At 66.9% G+C, this 14848-nt stretch carries 13 protein-coding genes; 9 read left to right on the forward strand and 4 right to left on the reverse strand.

Annotated features, from left to right (window positions below):
- The first annotated feature begins 25 nt into the window (after positions 1 to 25).
- The 3 genes from ACZ6IE_RS07055 to ACZ6IE_RS07065 are packed head-to-tail and all read left to right on the forward strand — an operon-like array spanning position 26 to position 3394.
- Positions 26 to 1360, forward strand: a complete 1335-nt coding sequence (locus ACZ6IE_RS07055; protein ID WP_464607349.1) for an RNA polymerase sigma factor — start codon at positions 26 to 28, stop codon at positions 1358 to 1360.
- On the forward strand, positions 1353 to 2657 hold the full coding sequence (locus tag ACZ6IE_RS07060) for a Mur ligase family protein (RefSeq protein ID WP_464607350.1): 1305 nt from the start codon (positions 1353 to 1355) through the stop codon (positions 2655 to 2657). Before ACZ6IE_RS07055 ends, ACZ6IE_RS07060 begins: the two co-directional genes overlap by 8 nt.
- Positions 2654 to 3394 carry a type 1 glutamine amidotransferase gene (locus tag ACZ6IE_RS07065; protein WP_464607351.1) on the forward strand — a complete coding sequence of 247 codons (741 nt, stop codon included), beginning with the start codon at positions 2654 to 2656 and terminating at the stop codon, positions 3392 to 3394. Before ACZ6IE_RS07060 ends, ACZ6IE_RS07065 begins: the two co-directional genes overlap by 4 nt.
- A 213-nt stretch (positions 3395 to 3607) precedes the next feature.
- Here ACZ6IE_RS07065 and ACZ6IE_RS07070 read toward each other — a convergent pair whose 3' ends face one another.
- Entirely contained in the window at positions 3608 to 3853 is a 246-nt protein-coding gene (locus ACZ6IE_RS07070) for a DUF7455 domain-containing protein (RefSeq protein WP_077053274.1), read from the reverse strand.
- 167 nt (positions 3854 to 4020) lie between these two features.
- Here ACZ6IE_RS07070 and ACZ6IE_RS07075 point away from each other — a divergent pair, with 167 nt between their 5' ends.
- The gene (locus tag ACZ6IE_RS07075) at positions 4021 to 6099 is read left to right on the forward strand and encodes a DNA gyrase/topoisomerase IV subunit B (RefSeq protein ID WP_464607352.1); all 2079 of its coding nucleotides are present in this window, start codon (positions 4021 to 4023) and stop codon (positions 6097 to 6099) included.
- A 235-nt stretch (positions 6100 to 6334) separates the two neighbouring features.
- Here ACZ6IE_RS07075 and ACZ6IE_RS07080 read toward each other — a convergent pair whose 3' ends face one another.
- On the reverse strand, positions 6335 to 9058 hold the full coding sequence (locus ACZ6IE_RS07080; RefSeq protein ID WP_464607353.1) for a DNA gyrase/topoisomerase IV subunit A: 2724 nt from the start codon (positions 9056 to 9058) through the stop codon (positions 6335 to 6337).
- 77 nt (positions 9059 to 9135) lie between these two features.
- On the opposite strand from ACZ6IE_RS07080, the gene ACZ6IE_RS07085 reads away from it, so the two are divergent.
- Entirely contained in the window at positions 9136 to 10275 is a 1140-nt protein-coding gene (locus ACZ6IE_RS07085; protein ID WP_464607354.1) for an alkaline phosphatase family protein, read from the forward strand.
- 146 nt (positions 10276 to 10421) lie between these two features.
- On the opposite strand, the gene sepH is transcribed toward ACZ6IE_RS07085, so the two are convergent.
- Entirely contained in the window at positions 10422 to 11732 is a 1311-nt protein-coding gene (gene sepH / locus ACZ6IE_RS07090; RefSeq protein ID WP_464607355.1) for a septation protein SepH, read from the reverse strand.
- Between the two features lie 201 nt (positions 11733 to 11933).
- Here sepH and ACZ6IE_RS07095 point away from each other — a divergent pair, with 201 nt between their 5' ends.
- Complete coding sequence (locus tag ACZ6IE_RS07095; RefSeq protein WP_077053270.1) at positions 11934 to 12227, forward strand: DUF4193 domain-containing protein; 294 nt, start codon at positions 11934 to 11936, stop codon at positions 12225 to 12227.
- 13 nt (positions 12228 to 12240) lie between these two features.
- Here ACZ6IE_RS07095 and ACZ6IE_RS07100 read toward each other — a convergent pair whose 3' ends face one another.
- Positions 12241 to 12693 (reverse strand): DUF3093 domain-containing protein, encoded by a 453-nt coding sequence (locus tag ACZ6IE_RS07100; protein WP_464607356.1) that lies wholly within the window; start codon positions 12691 to 12693, stop codon positions 12241 to 12243.
- Positions 12694 to 12731: 38 nt separating this feature from the next.
- On the opposite strand from ACZ6IE_RS07100, the gene dut reads away from it, so the two are divergent.
- From dut to ACZ6IE_RS07115, 3 genes are read left to right on the forward strand one after another with little or no spacing between them, the layout of a single operon-like run.
- Positions 12732 to 13220 carry a dUTP diphosphatase gene (gene dut, locus ACZ6IE_RS07105; RefSeq protein ID WP_464607357.1) on the forward strand — a complete coding sequence of 163 codons (489 nt, stop codon included), beginning with the start codon at positions 12732 to 12734 and terminating at the stop codon, positions 13218 to 13220.
- Positions 13217 to 13930, forward strand: a complete 714-nt coding sequence (locus ACZ6IE_RS07110) for a DUF3710 domain-containing protein (protein WP_464607358.1) — start codon at positions 13217 to 13219, stop codon at positions 13928 to 13930. Before dut ends, ACZ6IE_RS07110 begins: the two co-directional genes overlap by 4 nt.
- A gap of 9 nt (positions 13931 to 13939) precedes the next feature.
- Positions 13940 to 14797 (forward strand): DUF3159 domain-containing protein, encoded by an 858-nt coding sequence (locus tag ACZ6IE_RS07115; protein WP_464607359.1) that lies wholly within the window; start codon positions 13940 to 13942, stop codon positions 14795 to 14797.
- Positions 14798 to 14848: the final 51 nt, after the last annotated feature.

The raw sequence follows: 14848 nt of genomic DNA on the forward strand, positions 1-14848 counted from the left end.
ACGCGTGGGACTGGAAGGTGTTCGTATGGCCACTAAGGCCGCCGTAGCCGCTGCAGAAGCGGTTACCTCCGAAACAGAGGTCGACACCGTCGACCAGAAGACCACCGCCGCGGCCAAGAAGGCCCCGGCGAAGAAGGCTGCCGCCGCCAAGGCACCCGCCGCAAAGGCGCCGGCGAAGAAGGCCCCGGCCAAGAAGGCCGCTGGCACCACCGCCAAGCGCGGCACCAAGGCTGCCGCCACCGACGAGCCCGATGAGGACGCCGAGCCCGTCGAAGACGTCGTGATCGAGGTCGACGACGACGAGACCGCCGAGGTCGAAGAGGGCACGGGCGAGAAGGCCGCCGTTGCCGCGGCCGCCGAAGTCCTGCCGCAGGGCGCCATGGTGCTCTCGTTCGGCGGCGACGACGAAGACGAAGTTCCCGTCTACTCCAGCGCCATCACAGGTGCCACGGCCGACCCGGTCAAGGACTACCTGAAGCAGATCGGTAAAGTCGCGCTGCTGAACGCGGCCGAAGAGGTCGAGCTCGCCATGCGCATCGAGGCGGGTCTGTTCGCCGAAGACAAGCTGTCGCACATGACCGACCAGGAGAAGCGGACTCAGCTCGGCCGCGAGCTCACCTGGGTCGCGAAAGACGGCGCCCGCGCCAAGAGCCACCTCCTGGGTGCCAACCTCCGACTCGTCGTCTCGCTCGCGAAGCGCTACACGGGCCGAGGCATGCAGTTCCTCGACCTCATCCAGGAAGGCAACCTGGGCCTCATCCGTGCCGTCGAGAAGTTCGACTACACCAAGGGCTTCAAGTTCTCGACCTACGCCACCTGGTGGATTCGTCAGGCCATCACGCGCGCCATGGCCGACCAGGCCCGCACCATCCGCATCCCCGTGCACATGGTCGAGGTCATCAACAAGCTCGCCCGCGTGCAGCGCCAGATGCTCCAGGACCTGGGCCGCGAGCCCACGCCCGAAGAGCTCAGCCGCGAACTCGACATGACGCCCGAGAAGGTCGTCGAGGTGCAGAAGTACGGCCGCGAGCCCATCTCCCTTCACACCCCCCTGGGTGAAGACGGCGACAGCGAATTCGGTGACCTGATCGAAGACACCGAGGCCGTCGTCCCCGCCGACGCCGTGGGATTCACCATGCTGCAGAAGCAGCTGGAAAGCCTGCTCGACTCGCTCTCCGAACGCGAAGCCGGAGTCATCCGCATGCGCTTCGGCCTGGGCGATGGCATGCCGAAGACGCTCGACCAGATCGGCGACACGTTCGGGGTCACCCGCGAACGCATCCGTCAGATCGAATCCAAGACGATGGCCAAGCTGCGCCACCCGTCTCGGTCGCAGTCGCTTCGGGACTACCTTGAGTAAGCCCGGAAGCCTCGCGTTCGTACCCCCCGTCGTTGCGGGCCGGCTCGCCCGGTTCGCAACGCGGTTGCGCGGCGGCGGCAGTGCGCTCCCGGGTCTCGTGGCCCAAAAGGTCGCGCCCACGTTCATCAGCGACGTCATGTCGCAGCTGCCCTATGGCGCCGTCGTGGTGCTCGGGTCGAACGGCAAGTCGACGACCACCAACATCCTGACCGCCATCGTGCGGGAACACGGGTTGAAGGTCTTCTCGAACCCGTCGGGGGCGAATATGCCGCAGGGCATCGCGTCGGCGCTGCTCGCCGACACCTCGCTGACCGGCAAGCTCGACGCCGATATCGCCATCCTCGAGGTGGACGAGGCCTACGGTCAGTTGATCTGCCGTCAGGTGAAGCCGCGCTCGGCTGTCATCTTGAACCTCGTCGTCGACCAGATCTACCGCTTCGGTGAGCCCGACCGGGTCGCGGGCATGTTCCGCGACATCCTGGGCGAGGTCAGCGACTATGTCGCCCTCAACCGCGACGACAACTTCCTCGCCAACCTCGGCACCACCATCGAGAACGAGGGGCGCCTGGCGATCGACTACTTCGGTGTCGACGCCGAGGTGCTCGCCGCGGCTCCTCACGGTCAGGTCTCGGCCACCGACTACGCCGGCGGCAAGGCCGACCCCTCGGCCGCACCGCGACACGTCGTGGCCGAAGTGGTCGCCGCCTCGGGTTATGACGCGACGATCTCATTCGAAGGCGTCGAGCACGCCGTGCGCATGCCCGCCCGCGGGTTGCACTATGCCGTCGATATCGCCGCCGCTTTCACGTTGGCGCGCAAGACGCTCGGCGACAAGTTCGATATCGCGAAAGCCATCCACGCCGTTCAGACCACCAAGACCGTCTACGGTCGCGGCGAGATTCTGACGGTCGACGGCGTCGAGATCGAGATCTTGATGCTCAAGAACCTCGCGAGCCTGCAACTCAACCTCGACTCGCTCGACCGCGTGCCCGATTCGGTGCTCTTCGCGTACGACGATTCCAGCTACGACCCGTCCTGGCTCTACACGGCCGACCTGTCGAAGCTCGACTATGTCGACGTCATCTCGGGCCCCAAGGGTGCCTTCATCGCCCTGCGTCTCGCCTATGAGGGCAAGGGGTATGGCGTGATCGAAAGCGACACGACGAAGGCCGTGCAGCGCATGCTCGACGGCCCCAAGCCGAAGAGCGGGCGACACACCTTCTTCCTCGACTACGACCAGATGCTGCTGACGCGCAAATACCTGGGCTACAAAGACCTCGAAGCGGGTGCGGCATGACCATCAAAATCGTTGAGCTCTACCGCGACTACCTCGCCGTGAACGGTGACGTCGGAAACGTCTTCGTGTTGGCACGCCGCATGCGGCTCGCCGGCATCGACGTCGAAGAGATCCAGGTGAACGAGCGCGATGAGCTGCCCGCCGAGGCCGACATCGTAACGATCGGTTCCGGGCCGGGAAGCGCCGTGCGCGCCATCGCGCCCGAGCTGCAGCGCCACGCAGAGACCCTGCAATCATGGGCCGCTGCCGGCGTTCCCATGATCGCCGTCGGTGGAGGTTTCCACCTCTTCGGGCGCACGGTGTCGTTCGGCGAGGCTGGCACGGTTCGCGGCGCGGGCGTGTTCCCCATGGACACCGACGCCAACGTAGCCCGCGTGCGCACCGACGCTTTTGCCGCCGACAGCAACTTCGGGTTGCTCGTCGGGACCGAAAACCACAGCTCCGAATCCGTCATCGACGGCGGGACAGCGGCGCCCCTCGGCACTGTGCGCAACGGACGCGGAAACCTCGTCTCTCCCGCTGGTGCACGCCACGAGGGCATCGTCGTGAACGAGGCCGTGGGAACCCATCTGGGCGGGCCCGTGCTCGTGCTCAACCCGCGGCTGACCGACCACATCATCGAGGTTGCGACGACGCGCCGTGGCGAGACCTATACGAAGAATTCCGAACACGAGTCGATCGACCGCGTGGTCGACCTGGCGCGCACGGTGCTCATCGACAAGGCGAACCTCGGCTAGAGCACTCGGAAAGCTCGGAGCCTTCAGCGGGCAATGAGCGCCGAACGAAGCTAGACAACACAGCTAGGCAACACGGCCAGACAGCGCAGCTAGACAACACAGAAGCGCCCGACCTGATGGTCGGGCGCTTCGTCGTGTCAGAAGGATGATTCGTCACGAAGACGGGGAGCGCCGGCCGGCGTGTGGATGCCGTCGGGGGCGCGTGCTGGCTGCTTAGGCGCGCTGCTCTTCGAAGAGACGCGACGACTCGTCGTGCCAGGTGTGAGCGATCGAGGACAGCTTCTCCTGGTACTTGCGTCCGTGGTGGGCGCAGAACAGGAGCTCGCCGTTGTTGACCGTCACGCGGATGTAGGCCTGTGCTCCGCAGCTGTCGCAGCGGTCGGCCGCGGTCAGTTGCTGCTGGGCTGCATCGGTGCTCGTAGCGGTGTCGATGCCTGTTTCGTTTGCGATGTGTGACATGGTGTGCCCTCCTGACTCGTGGGATGGTCTCGCGTACTTGCTATGTAACCACGCGCTTCTGGGAACGAATGGAGCCGTGCGGGGTATTTCGCTGTACGCGTAGATATCTTCGCCACCGCGGGTGTCATTGGATTGGTCGTCGGTGGTTCCACGTAGAGTTAACGCTTGTGAACTCCGACTATTCCGCCCGCCATCTCTCGGTCCTCGAAGGTCTCGAAGCGGTGCGCAAACGGCCCGGAATGTACATCGGCTCCACCGATTCGCGCGGCCTCATGCACTGCCTGTGGGAGATCATCGACAACTCGGTCGACGAGGCCCTCGGCGGCCACGGTGATCGCATCGACATCCGCCTCTACCCCGATGGCAGCGTCGAGGTGCGAGACACGGCTCGCGGCATCCCCGTCGATATCGAGCCCAAGACCGGTTTGACGGGCGTCGAGGTCGTGTTCACCAAGCTGCACGCGGGTGGCAAGTTCGGCTCGGGTTCTTATGCCTCGTCGGGCGGTTTGCACGGTGTCGGCGCATCCGTCGTCAACGCGTTGTCCGAGCGCCTCGACGTCGAGGTCGACCGCAACGGCAAGACCTACGCCATGAGCTTCCACCGGGGCGAGCCGGGCATCTTCGCCGACAACGGCGAGCCGACGCCCGATGCGCCGTTCACACCGTTCGAGAACGGCAGTGAGTTGCGCGTCGTGGGCAAGGTCAAGCGCGGCGTGACGGGCTCCCGCATCCGGTATTGGGCCGACCGACAGATTTTCACCAAGGGCGCCGCGTTCAGCGTCGAGGACCTGCAGGCGCGTGCTCAGCAGACCGCGTTCCTCGTGCCGGGGCTCACGCTCATCATCGAAGACGAGCGTGCCGACGAGCCCATTCGCACCGAGTACCGCTACGACGGCGGCATCTCCGAGTTCGTCGACTACCTCGCTGGAGACCAACCCATCACCGACACCTGGCGCCTGACGGGCGACGGCACATTCACCGAGACCGTGCCGGTTCTGACCGACGGCGGCGCAATGGTGCCCACCGAGGTCGAGCGTCGCTGCGAGGTCGACATCGCGCTGCGCTGGGGCACGGGCTACGAGACGATCATGCGTTCATTCGTCAACATCATTGCGACGCCCAAGGGCGGCACTCATCAGGCGGGCTTCGACCAGGGGCTGCTCAAGTTCGTCCGCTCCCAGGTCGAGCTCAACGCCCGTCGTCTGAAGGCGGGCAACGACAAGGTCGAAAAAGACGATGTGCTCGCGGGGCTCACGGCCGTGCTGACCGTCCGGCTGCCCGAACCGCAGTTCGAGGGGCAGACCAAAGAGGTGCTCGGCACGCCCGCCGTGCGCAGCATCGTCTCGAGTGTCGTGGCCAAGGCCATGAAAGAACTGTTCGCGTCGCCGAAACGCGACGACAAGGCGCAGACGGCGCTCGTGCTCGACAAGGTCGTGGCCGAGATGAAGTCGCGGCTGTCGGCGCGCGCGCACAAAGAGACGCAGCGCCGCAAGAACGCGCTCGAGAACTCGTCGCTTCCGGCCAAGCTCGTCGACTGCCGGTCGAGCGATGTGGCGCACAGCGAACTCTTCATCGTCGAGGGCGACTCGGCTCTCGGCACGGCCAAGCTGGCACGAGACAGCAACTTCCAGGCGCTCCTGCCCATCCGCGGCAAGATCCTCAACGTGCAGAAGGCATCCGTGTCGGACATGTTGTCGAACAACGAATGCGCGTCGATCATCCAGGTGCTCGGCGCCGGGTCGGGGCGCTCCTTCGACATCTCGCAGGCGCGTTACGGCAAGGTCATCCTGATGAGCGATGCCGACGTCGACGGTGCGCACATCCGCACGCTGCTGCTCACGCTGTTCTTCCGTTATATGCGGCCCATGATCGAAGAGGGCCGGGTGTTCGCGGCCGTGCCGCCGCTGCACCGTGTCGTCGTGATGAACCCGGGCTCGAAACCCAACGAGACGATCTACACGTACTCCGAGGCCGAGCTGGCCGGGGTATTGGCAGGGCTCAAGCGCACCAACAAGCGCTACCAGGAACCCATCCAGCGCTATAAAGGTCTCGGCGAGATGGATGCCGACCAGCTGGCGACGACGACAATGGACCGGTCGAACCGCACGCTTCGACGCGTGCAGGTGCAAGATGCCGAGATGGCGGGCAAGGTCTTCGAGCTGCTCATGGGCAACGAGGTTGCGCCGCGCAAGGAGTTCATCGTCGAGAGCTCGGATCGTTTGAGCCGCGACAGCATCGACGTCTAGCGAGGGCGTGCGGCCGGGGAGAGGCATGCCTGCCGGTATCGCCCTCCGCCGAAGGTGCACTCCGAGCCGTTCCGCGGTGAGCGAGAGACCCTGTGCCGCCGGGAGCCGGTCGCCGATGGGCCGGTCGGCATGGCAGCTCAGCAGGCACTGAGGGCCACCCGCTCGTGAAAGTGGGCGGCCCCCAGCAGCGCTCGGAGAACAGCGGTCGAAGAACAGCGCTCCTCTAGCAGCGCTCCTAGAACAGGGCGGCGTCGTCCGACTCGCCGCCGGCGTCAGGCACGCTCGGGATGTCTGGAGCCGCCAACGGCGTGTCGAGGGCTACTTCGACGGATCCTTCAGAGTCGGCCCCGTCGACGGTCAGGGTTGTGCCGACGGCGCTCTCGGGTGCCTCCCCGGGTGCCGATGGTGCGGAATCGGCGGCGTCTCGCTCGGCTTCGGTGAGCGGCACGGGGTCGGATCCGGCCGCGAGAGCTCCGACGGCGTCGGCCGGTGTCGCGATGCTCGAACCGATGTAGCCCACGACGCCCTCGAGGAACTGACCCGACGCGTCGCGCTTGGCCAGGGCCTCGGGGAGCTTGCGCACGGCACCGTCGGTGCCGACGGCCAAGGCCGGTTCGGGCCCGACCCAGGCGACGACGAGCGCGTCCTCACCCTTCAGGAAGCGTTGAGCCCGCACACCGCCGGTCGCCCGCCCCTTGGCGGGGAACTCGTCGAACGCGCTCACCTTGCCGCTGCCCGGGTCGGTGCCCGCCAGCGCGCTGGTGTTCGCGGCGACCGTCGCGACGACGGTCCGCGCCGTCTCGTCGGTCCGCACGACGTGGAAGGAGATGACGGAAGCGCCGGCACCGAGCTTGATTCCCGCCATGCCGCCCGCGGTGCGCCCTTGCGGGCGGACGGCGGAGGCGGCGAACCGCAAGAGCTGGGCGTCGCTCGTGACGAACACGAATTCATCCGTGTCGGTCGAGGGTGCCGCAGCGATGACGACGTCCTTGGGCTTCAGCTGGATGATCTCGAACTCGGGTTTGTTCGGCCAGTCGCCCGGCGTGACACGTTTGACCACACCGGTGCGCGTGCCGAGCGCGATCGGTTTGGCCGAATCGAGGGCCACGACCGCCAGCACGCGCTCCTTGGGCTGCAGCGTGATGTAGTCGGCGATGCGAACGCCGGCGCCCAACTGCACCGAGTTGGGCGGCACGACGGGCAACTCGAGCGGCGAGAAGCGGATGAGGCGGCCGAGGCTCGTCACGGCGCCCACCTCGGTGCGGCTCGACGTCTCGAGCATCGAGAGCACCGCATCGTGTTTGCTGCGGCGCGGGGGAGCGGCGACGGGTTCGAGACCACCCTCACCGGGGTAGTCGACGCGCACCATGCGGCCGGTCGCGCTCAGGTAGATGCGGCAGGGCGTGTCGGCGAGCTCGAGCACGGGCTGATTCTTGCGCGACCCGGCCGACGCGATGGACGGCTTGGCGGCCGTCAGAAGCGTGCGTCTGGGCGTGCCGAACTGCTCGGCGACGGCTTCGAGTTCGTCGGACACGAGCGCGTGCAAACGAGCAGTGCTGCCGAGGATCTCTTCGAGTTCGGCGATCTCGGCGAGCAGCTTGTCGCGCTCGGCCTCGAGTTCGATGCGCGAGAACTTGGTGAGCCGACGCAGACGCAGTTCGAGGATGTATTCGGCCTGCACCTGGCTGAGGTCGAACACATCGATCAGCCGCGTGCGGGCCTGGTCGCTGTCATCCGACGCACGGATGACCTGGATGACTTCGTCGATGTCGAGGATCGCGATGAGCAACCCCTCGACGAGGTGCAGGCGTTCCTTGCGGCGCGCCAGGCGGTACTTCGAGCGACGCGTGACCACCGAGATGCGGTGCTTCACATACACCTCGAGCAGTTCGCGCAGGCCCAGCGTGCGCGGTCCGCCCTCGACGAGAGCGACGTTGTTGATCGAGAACGAGTCCTCGAGCGGCGTGTAGCGGTAGAGCTGTTCGAGCACGGCCTCGGGGCTGAAACCCGTCTTGATGCCGATGACGAGCTGCAGGCCGTTGGTGCGGTCGGTGAGGTCGGTGACGTCGGAGATGCCCGAGAGCTTCTTGTTGTTGACGCCGTCTTTGATCTTCTCGATGACCTTCTCGGGGCCGACGAGGTAGGGCAGCTCGGTCACGATAATGCCCTGTTTGCGCGGCGTGATGGCCTCGATGCGCACGCGGGCTCGCGTCTTGAACGCTCCGCGGCCCGTGGCATAGGCGTCTCGGATGCCGTCGAGTCCGACGATCGTGCCGCCGGTGGGCAGGTCGGGGCCGGGCACGAACTCCATCAGATCGTCGAGCGAAGCATCCGGATGTTCGAGCAGGTGGCGTGCCGCCCCCACGACCTCGATCAGGTTGTGCGGCGCCATGTTGGTGGCCATGCCGACCGCGATGCCGCTCGCGCCGTTGACGAGGAGGTTCGGGTAGGCCGCCGGGAGGACCTCGGGCTGTTGAAACTGGTTGTCGTAGTTGGGCACGAAGTCGACGACGTCCTCATCGAGGTCGGCCGTGAGGGAGAGGGCCGCGGCCTCGAGGCGCGCCTCGGTGTAGCGGGAGGCGGCCGGCCCATCGTCGAGCGAGCCGAAGTTGCCGTGGCCGTCGACGAGCGGAACGCGCAGCGTGAACGGCTGCGCCAGGCGCACCAGGGCGTCGTAGATGGCGCTGTCGCCATGCGGGTGCAGCTTTCCCATCACCTCGCCGACCACGCGGGCCGACTTCACGTGCCCGCGGTCGGGCCGCAGCCCCATCTCGGTCATCTGATAGAGGATGCGGCGCTGCACGGGTTTGAGTCCGTCGCGTGCGTCGGGCAGCGCGCGCGAGTAGATGACCGAGTAGGCGTACTCGAGGAAGGACCCCTGCATCTCGGCCGAGACGTCGACGTCTTCGATGCGCTCGTTGATCGGGGCGGCGGGGGCGTTCTTATCGCTGCGGGGCATACGTGTTTTCTGACCTGGGTGCTGGTCCGGTTGCGGGCGACGGGAGGGTTCTCGCCTGGATGTGCCAGACTTTCCCGGTGGCTTCAATCGTATCGATCCCGCCCGTTCGTCCGCGCAGCCTGACCGGTGTGCTGCCGGATTCGCTGGCCGCGATCGGGGGTGTCGCCAACCCGTCGGGCCTGCCCGCCGTCGATCACGTGGTGGTGGTCGTCGTCGACGGGTTGGCCTCGCGTTTGCTGGCCGCGCGGTCGGGCTATGCGCGCTTTCTCCGTTCGGCACCCGATCGCACGATCAGCACGGTCTTTCCGACCACCACGGCGGCCGCGCTCACGTCGCTGACGACGGGTGCCGATCCCGGGCAGCACGGCCTCGTGGGCTATCGCATGCTCGACGCCCGGCGCGATCGACTGGTCAACGGTCTCACGGGCTGGGATGCCGGCATGGACCCGGAGACGTGGCAGCGCTGCCGCACCGTTTTCGAACAGGCGGGTGATGCGGATGTCGCAGCCTTCGCCGTCGGCCCCGCCTCGTTCGTGGGCTCGGGCTTCACCCGGGCCACCCTGCGCGGTGCCACCTATGAGCCCGCCGACTCGTTGCGCGCCCGGTTCGAGCGCGCCGACGCTCTGACGCGGTCGAACAGCCGCTCGCTCACCTACCTCTACGTGCCCGAACTCGACAAGATCTCGCATCAGCACGGCTGGGAGTCTGATCGCTGGACCGCGGCCCTCGAGGAGCTGGATGGCGAGATGCGACGTTTCGTCGCGGCGGTCGGTCGGCGGGTGGGCGTGCTCCTGACGGCCGATCACGGTTCGCTCGATGTTCCGCACACGTCGCAGGTGCTGTTCGATCAGGCACCCGAACTGGTCGAGGGCGTGCGGCACGTGGGCGGGGAGCCGCGCTGCCTGCATCTCTATCTCGAGCCCGGCGCGACGGCATCCGATCGACTATCCCTGGCGGACGTCTGGCGCGACTCCGAGGGCGAGCGCGCCTGGGTGTTCAGTCGGGACGAGGCGGTCGACGGCGGACTCTTCGGCGAGGTGCACGATGAGGTTCTGCCGCGCATCGGCGACGTCATCGTGGCGGCTCGCAAACGCATCGCCTACTACGACTCCCGGCCTGCCGATCAGGCGGCGCGACGGATGATCGGCCAGCACGGTTCGCTGACCGATGAGGAACGGACGGTTCCGTTCATCCGCTTCGGAGCCTTCGGACAGTAACGACGCCGACGCGTTATTGCGCATTCGGGGTAAGCACTCACGATCATTCGAGAGAGCGCCGCGAAGTATGTCCCGGCGGACCGGGCTCATCCGCGGTGCGGCAGTCGCATCACGAGCGCCGTCGGGATGTCGGGCGTCAGCGATTCTCAGTCGTCGTCGGTCCGAGCGCCGAAGACGATCTCGTCCCACGACGGCATGGCCGTGCGGCCACGCTTGGACCCGCGAGCCGGTGTGATGGCCGGGGGCTTCTGGTCGTCGTCTGAGCGCTTCGAGGAGGCCGCGCCCGTGAGCGTGTCGAAGTTCTCGAGCGGCACGTCGACGGGGCGCACGGGGCCGCGGAACGGGCCGTGATCGTCGTGGGCCTCGGCCTCACCGTTGCGCGGACCGCGGTCGCCGCTCGCACGCTCACGGGACTCGTCGGAGCGCGACGCATCGCGCAGGCCCGAAGGGTTCGACGCGCTGGCGGCGCCGGCGGCGAAGGGGGAGTCGGAGAACGGCGAGCCGCCGAAGGGGGCGGAACCACGTTCACCGGACGGCTGCACGGAGGGGCGCCCGGCGTCGGGAGCGGGCGAGGCTTCGGGCTGCGGCGCACGGGCGGCCGATTCGCGTTCGCCACGGCGGCGGCGCAGGGCTTCGAGCAGATCGGCCGTCTGGTTCGACGGCCCGCCCTGGTCCTCGGCACGGTTGATCGCGGCATCCGCGGCCTTCGACGAGCTGCGGTGGTGGGGCGCGACATCCACGGGGCCGATCTCGATCTGCGAGGCCGTGTCGTTGAGGTCGATGTCGGGATCGGCGGCGGCGGGGACGAAGGTGAAGGCGCCGCTATCGAACCGGCTGTCATCGGGTGAGGAGGACTCACGTTCAACGGCGCGCAGCTTGGGGATGAGCCCCTCGGCCGGCAGAGCACCCTGACGCGACAGCGTCACGGCCTCGGCGCCGAGCGGTGAGAGGGCGTTCTTCTTGGGTTCGAAAGTCCAGCGGGCGTCGTGCTCGACATCGGAGGCCGTGAACGACAGCTTGACGATCCAGCCGTTCTCGTCCTTCCAGCTCGTCCAGCGTTCGTCGCTCGCGCCGAGGCTCTCGAGGCGGGCGCGGATGGCGGAACCGAACGTAGGTTCTTCGTCGTCGACGCGGGGGTCAATGGCCGCGAGCACCGGAACGCTGAGCGCGGCTGCAACCATGTGCTCGCGTTCAGCGACGATGGGGCCCTCGAAACGGCGCACGTAGTCGATCTCGGCGCCCGTGACATCCGCGACCTCTTCGGCCGACATGCCGGAGCGGATGTGAGCCTGGATCTCGCGGGGGCTCAGCTTCGGGGCATCGCCCGTTGCCTGTTTCCGCGCGCGACGCACATGGGAGAGAAGGGACTCGTCGACGGGGAGTCGAAATTGCACCCCGTTGTCGGTGCTCGCGACGATGGCATTGCCGTCGACGCCGATGACAGTCAGTTCCTGCATAATCATGTGCCTCCGAGGCTGAGATCAATTCACTCGATGGTCGCACGCCGAACCCCCGTAGACCGGGAATAACGCGGGCGTGCCGCGAGTTGGATGCAGCGACGAATCAGGGAGCCCAGTACTGGTTTGCTATTCGTTCATCTTTGATGCAAACTATCGCCGCCGGACACGGTCGGCGGACGAGAAAAGAAGTGGAAAACAATGGCAACGGATTATGACGCACCCCGAAAGAGCGACGACGACTCTGAGTCGATCGAGGCCCTGAAGGAGCGTGTCCCCGACAAGCTGTCTGGTGCGGTCGACGTCGAAGACGCCGACAACCCGGGTGGCTTCGACCTTCCCGGCGCCGACCTCTCCGACCTCGACCTCGATGTCGTCGTGCTGCCGCCCCAGGCAGACGAGTTCACGTGCGTGGAGTGCTTCCTGGTGAAGCACCGCTCGCTCATCGACCACGAGACCAAGCTCGGCGCGATCTGCGTGGAGTGCGCCGCCTAAGCAGTCGAACTGCTCAGACGCTTTCTGGCCGTCGCGATCCCTCGATCGCGGCGGCCAATTTTTGTGGCTCCCGCGTGGACACGAGCCAGTAGGGCGTCGGGTCGTTCTCGTCGAGCACGGGGATGCGCACGACCCCCGAAATCCATCCGCGGAACAACATGTAGGCCCGAGCGTCGAGCTTGCGACCACGCTGTAAAGCGGCCTCGGTTCCTGTGAATGCCTTGGGAGTCCCGACGAGGTCGAGGCTGATGCGGGCACGGCCGGCGCGCAGCTCGCCGTCACCGACGCTGATGGTGGGTGCCCCCACGATGAACATGGTCGTCATGCCGCCATAGAGAATGACCGCCGTGATGACTCCGGCAACCCATGAGATGGGGGCGAGGACGAGGATGCTGGCGGGGATGACGAGCGCCGTCGAGATGTAGATCCAGGGGGCCGGCCAGAGCCGTTCGCGATAAGGGGACATGACTCACTTCGTTGATCGATCTGCACTACCCTCGATCTGTGACCGAAAGCGTTGACGTTCTTATTATCGCCCCCGAGGTTCCGCGCTACGCCCACCCGGGTGACGCGGGCGCCGACCTGGTGTCCAGCGAGCACCTGGTTCTCGAGCCGGGCGAGCGCCGACTGGTCGGCACGGGCGTCTCCATCGCGCTGCCCGACGGCTTCGTCGCCTTCGTCGTGCCGCGTTCCGGTCTCGCCACCAAGCACGGCATCACCATCGTGAATGCGCCGGGCACGGTCGATGCCGGTTATCGCGGCGAGATCAAGGTCACCCTGCTCAACACGGATGCGCGCGAGCCCTACGAGATCGCAGTCGGCGACCGCATCGCGCAGCTCATCGTCATGCCCGTCTCTCGCGCCACGTTCGTCCCCGTCGAGACGTTGCCGGGCAGTGCCCGCGGCGCCGGCGGTTTCGGGTCGACGGGCTACGACAGCGCCGCGGCATCCGACCCCACTTCTTCTGACACACCGACTGGAGCGAACGTATGAAACTGCGCAAAGGCAAGAACCCCGAAGAACAGCCCGACACCGCCATCGAGACGGTCGACGAGGCGTCGTCCGAGGTGACGACGGCGACGGGTGACGCGCTCGAAGCTCCCACCGACGAAGAGACGGTTCTCGACACGACGAAGTCGGCGCCCGACGACCGTGCCACCGAAGGCCCGCTCGACGAGAGCGAAGCCAACGCCGTGCGCCCCTACATCGACCTCGGGGGAGTGAAGATCCTCCCGCGCGAAGGTCTCAACCTGCGCCTCGAGATCGAGGAATCGACCAAACGCATCGTCGCGGTGGGACTCGACTACGCCGAGTCGACGCTGCAGATCCAGGCCTTCGCGGCCCCCCGCTCGATCGGCCTGTGGAACGAGACCCGCGAGCAGATCGCCGAGCAGATCGGCTCGCAGGGTGGCACGGTCACCGAGCGCGAGGGCGGTCTCGGTTACGAGTTGGTCGCCGAGGTGCCGGTCCAGGTTCCCGCCGGTCAGCCCGCGGCCACACGCATCGCCCGTTTCGTGGGTGTCGACGGTCCTCGGTGGTTCCTGCGCGGCGTGATCGCCGGAGCCGGTGCGACGGATGCCGAGAAGAGTGCCCTCGTGGATGAGCTCTTCCGCAGCGTGGTCGTCGTGCGCGGCGACACCCCCATGCCCCCGCGTGACCTCATCCCGCTGAAGATGCCCGCCGGTGCGGGTCAGGAGGCGTAGAACCTCGGCATGAGCGATCCTCACCAGGGAAGCGGCGAACACCCCGTCGGCCGCTACGGCACGTCGCCCGACGAGCAGGCGGCGCCCCTCGAGCGTCCAGTGCCCGCTGACAATGGTGCACCCGTTGGTGAGGGCGCTCCCGAACCGGCCACGGTTCTCGGTGCCTCCCTGGCCGGTGCCGCCCGTAAGGCGGGCCTCGGCGATCTCATGGAATCTGAGCGCCCGACCGGTGCGGCGCTGTTGAAGGCCATGGGTGGGGTGCGCGGCATCATCGAGGCCATCGTCCCGGGGCTGCTGTTCCTCCTCGTCTTCACTTTCACGCAGAGCCTTCCCTGGGCTCTGGGCGTCTCGGTCGGTGTCGCGGCCCTGCTCACGCTCCTGCGCATCATCGGCAAGACACCGGTGACGGCGGCGCTGGGTGGCCTCGTCGGTGTCGTCTTGTCCGCCGTACTGGCGCTCATCACCAATAAACCCGAGGACAACTTCGTCCTGGGGTTCTTCACGAACGGCGCATATGGCGCCGTTCTGCTCGTCTCGGTGCTCGTCGGGTGGCCGCTCATCGGCTTGGCCGTCGGTTTTCTCATGAACGACGGTATCGCCTGGCGCCAAGACCGCGTCAAGCGACGTGCGCTCCGTTGGCTCACGCTGGCCTGGGCCGGCCTCTTCATCCTGCGCCTGGCCGTGCAGCTGCCCCTCTACTTCTCGGGCAACGTCGAATGGCTGGGCTCGACGAAGCTACTCATGGGCATCCCGCTCTATGCGCCGCTGCTCGTCGTCAGCTGGCTCGTGGTGCGCGGCCTTTACCGCGCCCCCGAAACGGATGCTGCAGCATCCGACACGCCCGATCGCCCGGGTTCGCCCACCTGACGCCGCACCCCGCCGCACGCTGCTAGAATTATCTCGACATCAAGATAAATA

The organism is Okibacterium sp. AC114 (genome assembly GCF_979253355.1).

Bases quoted from the DNA above. Each gene is read 5' to 3' on its own strand.
- ACZ6IE_RS07055 (WP_464607349.1), top strand. From the start codon at position 26: ATGGCCACTAAGGCCGCCGTAGCCGCTGCAGAAGCGGTTACCTCCGAA.
- ACZ6IE_RS07065 (WP_464607351.1), top strand. From the start codon at position 2,654: ATGACCATCAAAATCGTTGAGCTCTACCGCGACTACCTCGCCGTGAAC.
- ACZ6IE_RS07070 (WP_077053274.1), bottom strand. From the start codon at position 3,853: ATGTCACACATCGCAAACGAAACAGGCATCGACACCGCTACGAGCACC.
- ACZ6IE_RS07080 (WP_464607353.1), bottom strand. From the start codon at position 9,058: ATGCCCCGCAGCGATAAGAACGCCCCCGCCGCCCCGATCAACGAGCGC.
- sepH (WP_464607355.1), bottom strand. From the start codon at position 11,732: ATGCAGGAACTGACTGTCATCGGCGTCGACGGCAATGCCATCGTCGCG.
- ACZ6IE_RS07095 (WP_077053270.1), top strand. From the start codon at position 11,934: ATGGCAACGGATTATGACGCACCCCGAAAGAGCGACGACGACTCTGAG.
- ACZ6IE_RS07100 (WP_464607356.1), bottom strand. From the start codon at position 12,693: ATGTCCCCTTATCGCGAACGGCTCTGGCCGGCCCCCTGGATCTACATC.
- ACZ6IE_RS07110 (WP_464607358.1), top strand. From the start codon at position 13,217: ATGAAACTGCGCAAAGGCAAGAACCCCGAAGAACAGCCCGACACCGCC.
- ACZ6IE_RS07115 (WP_464607359.1), top strand. From the start codon at position 13,940: ATGAGCGATCCTCACCAGGGAAGCGGCGAACACCCCGTCGGCCGCTAC.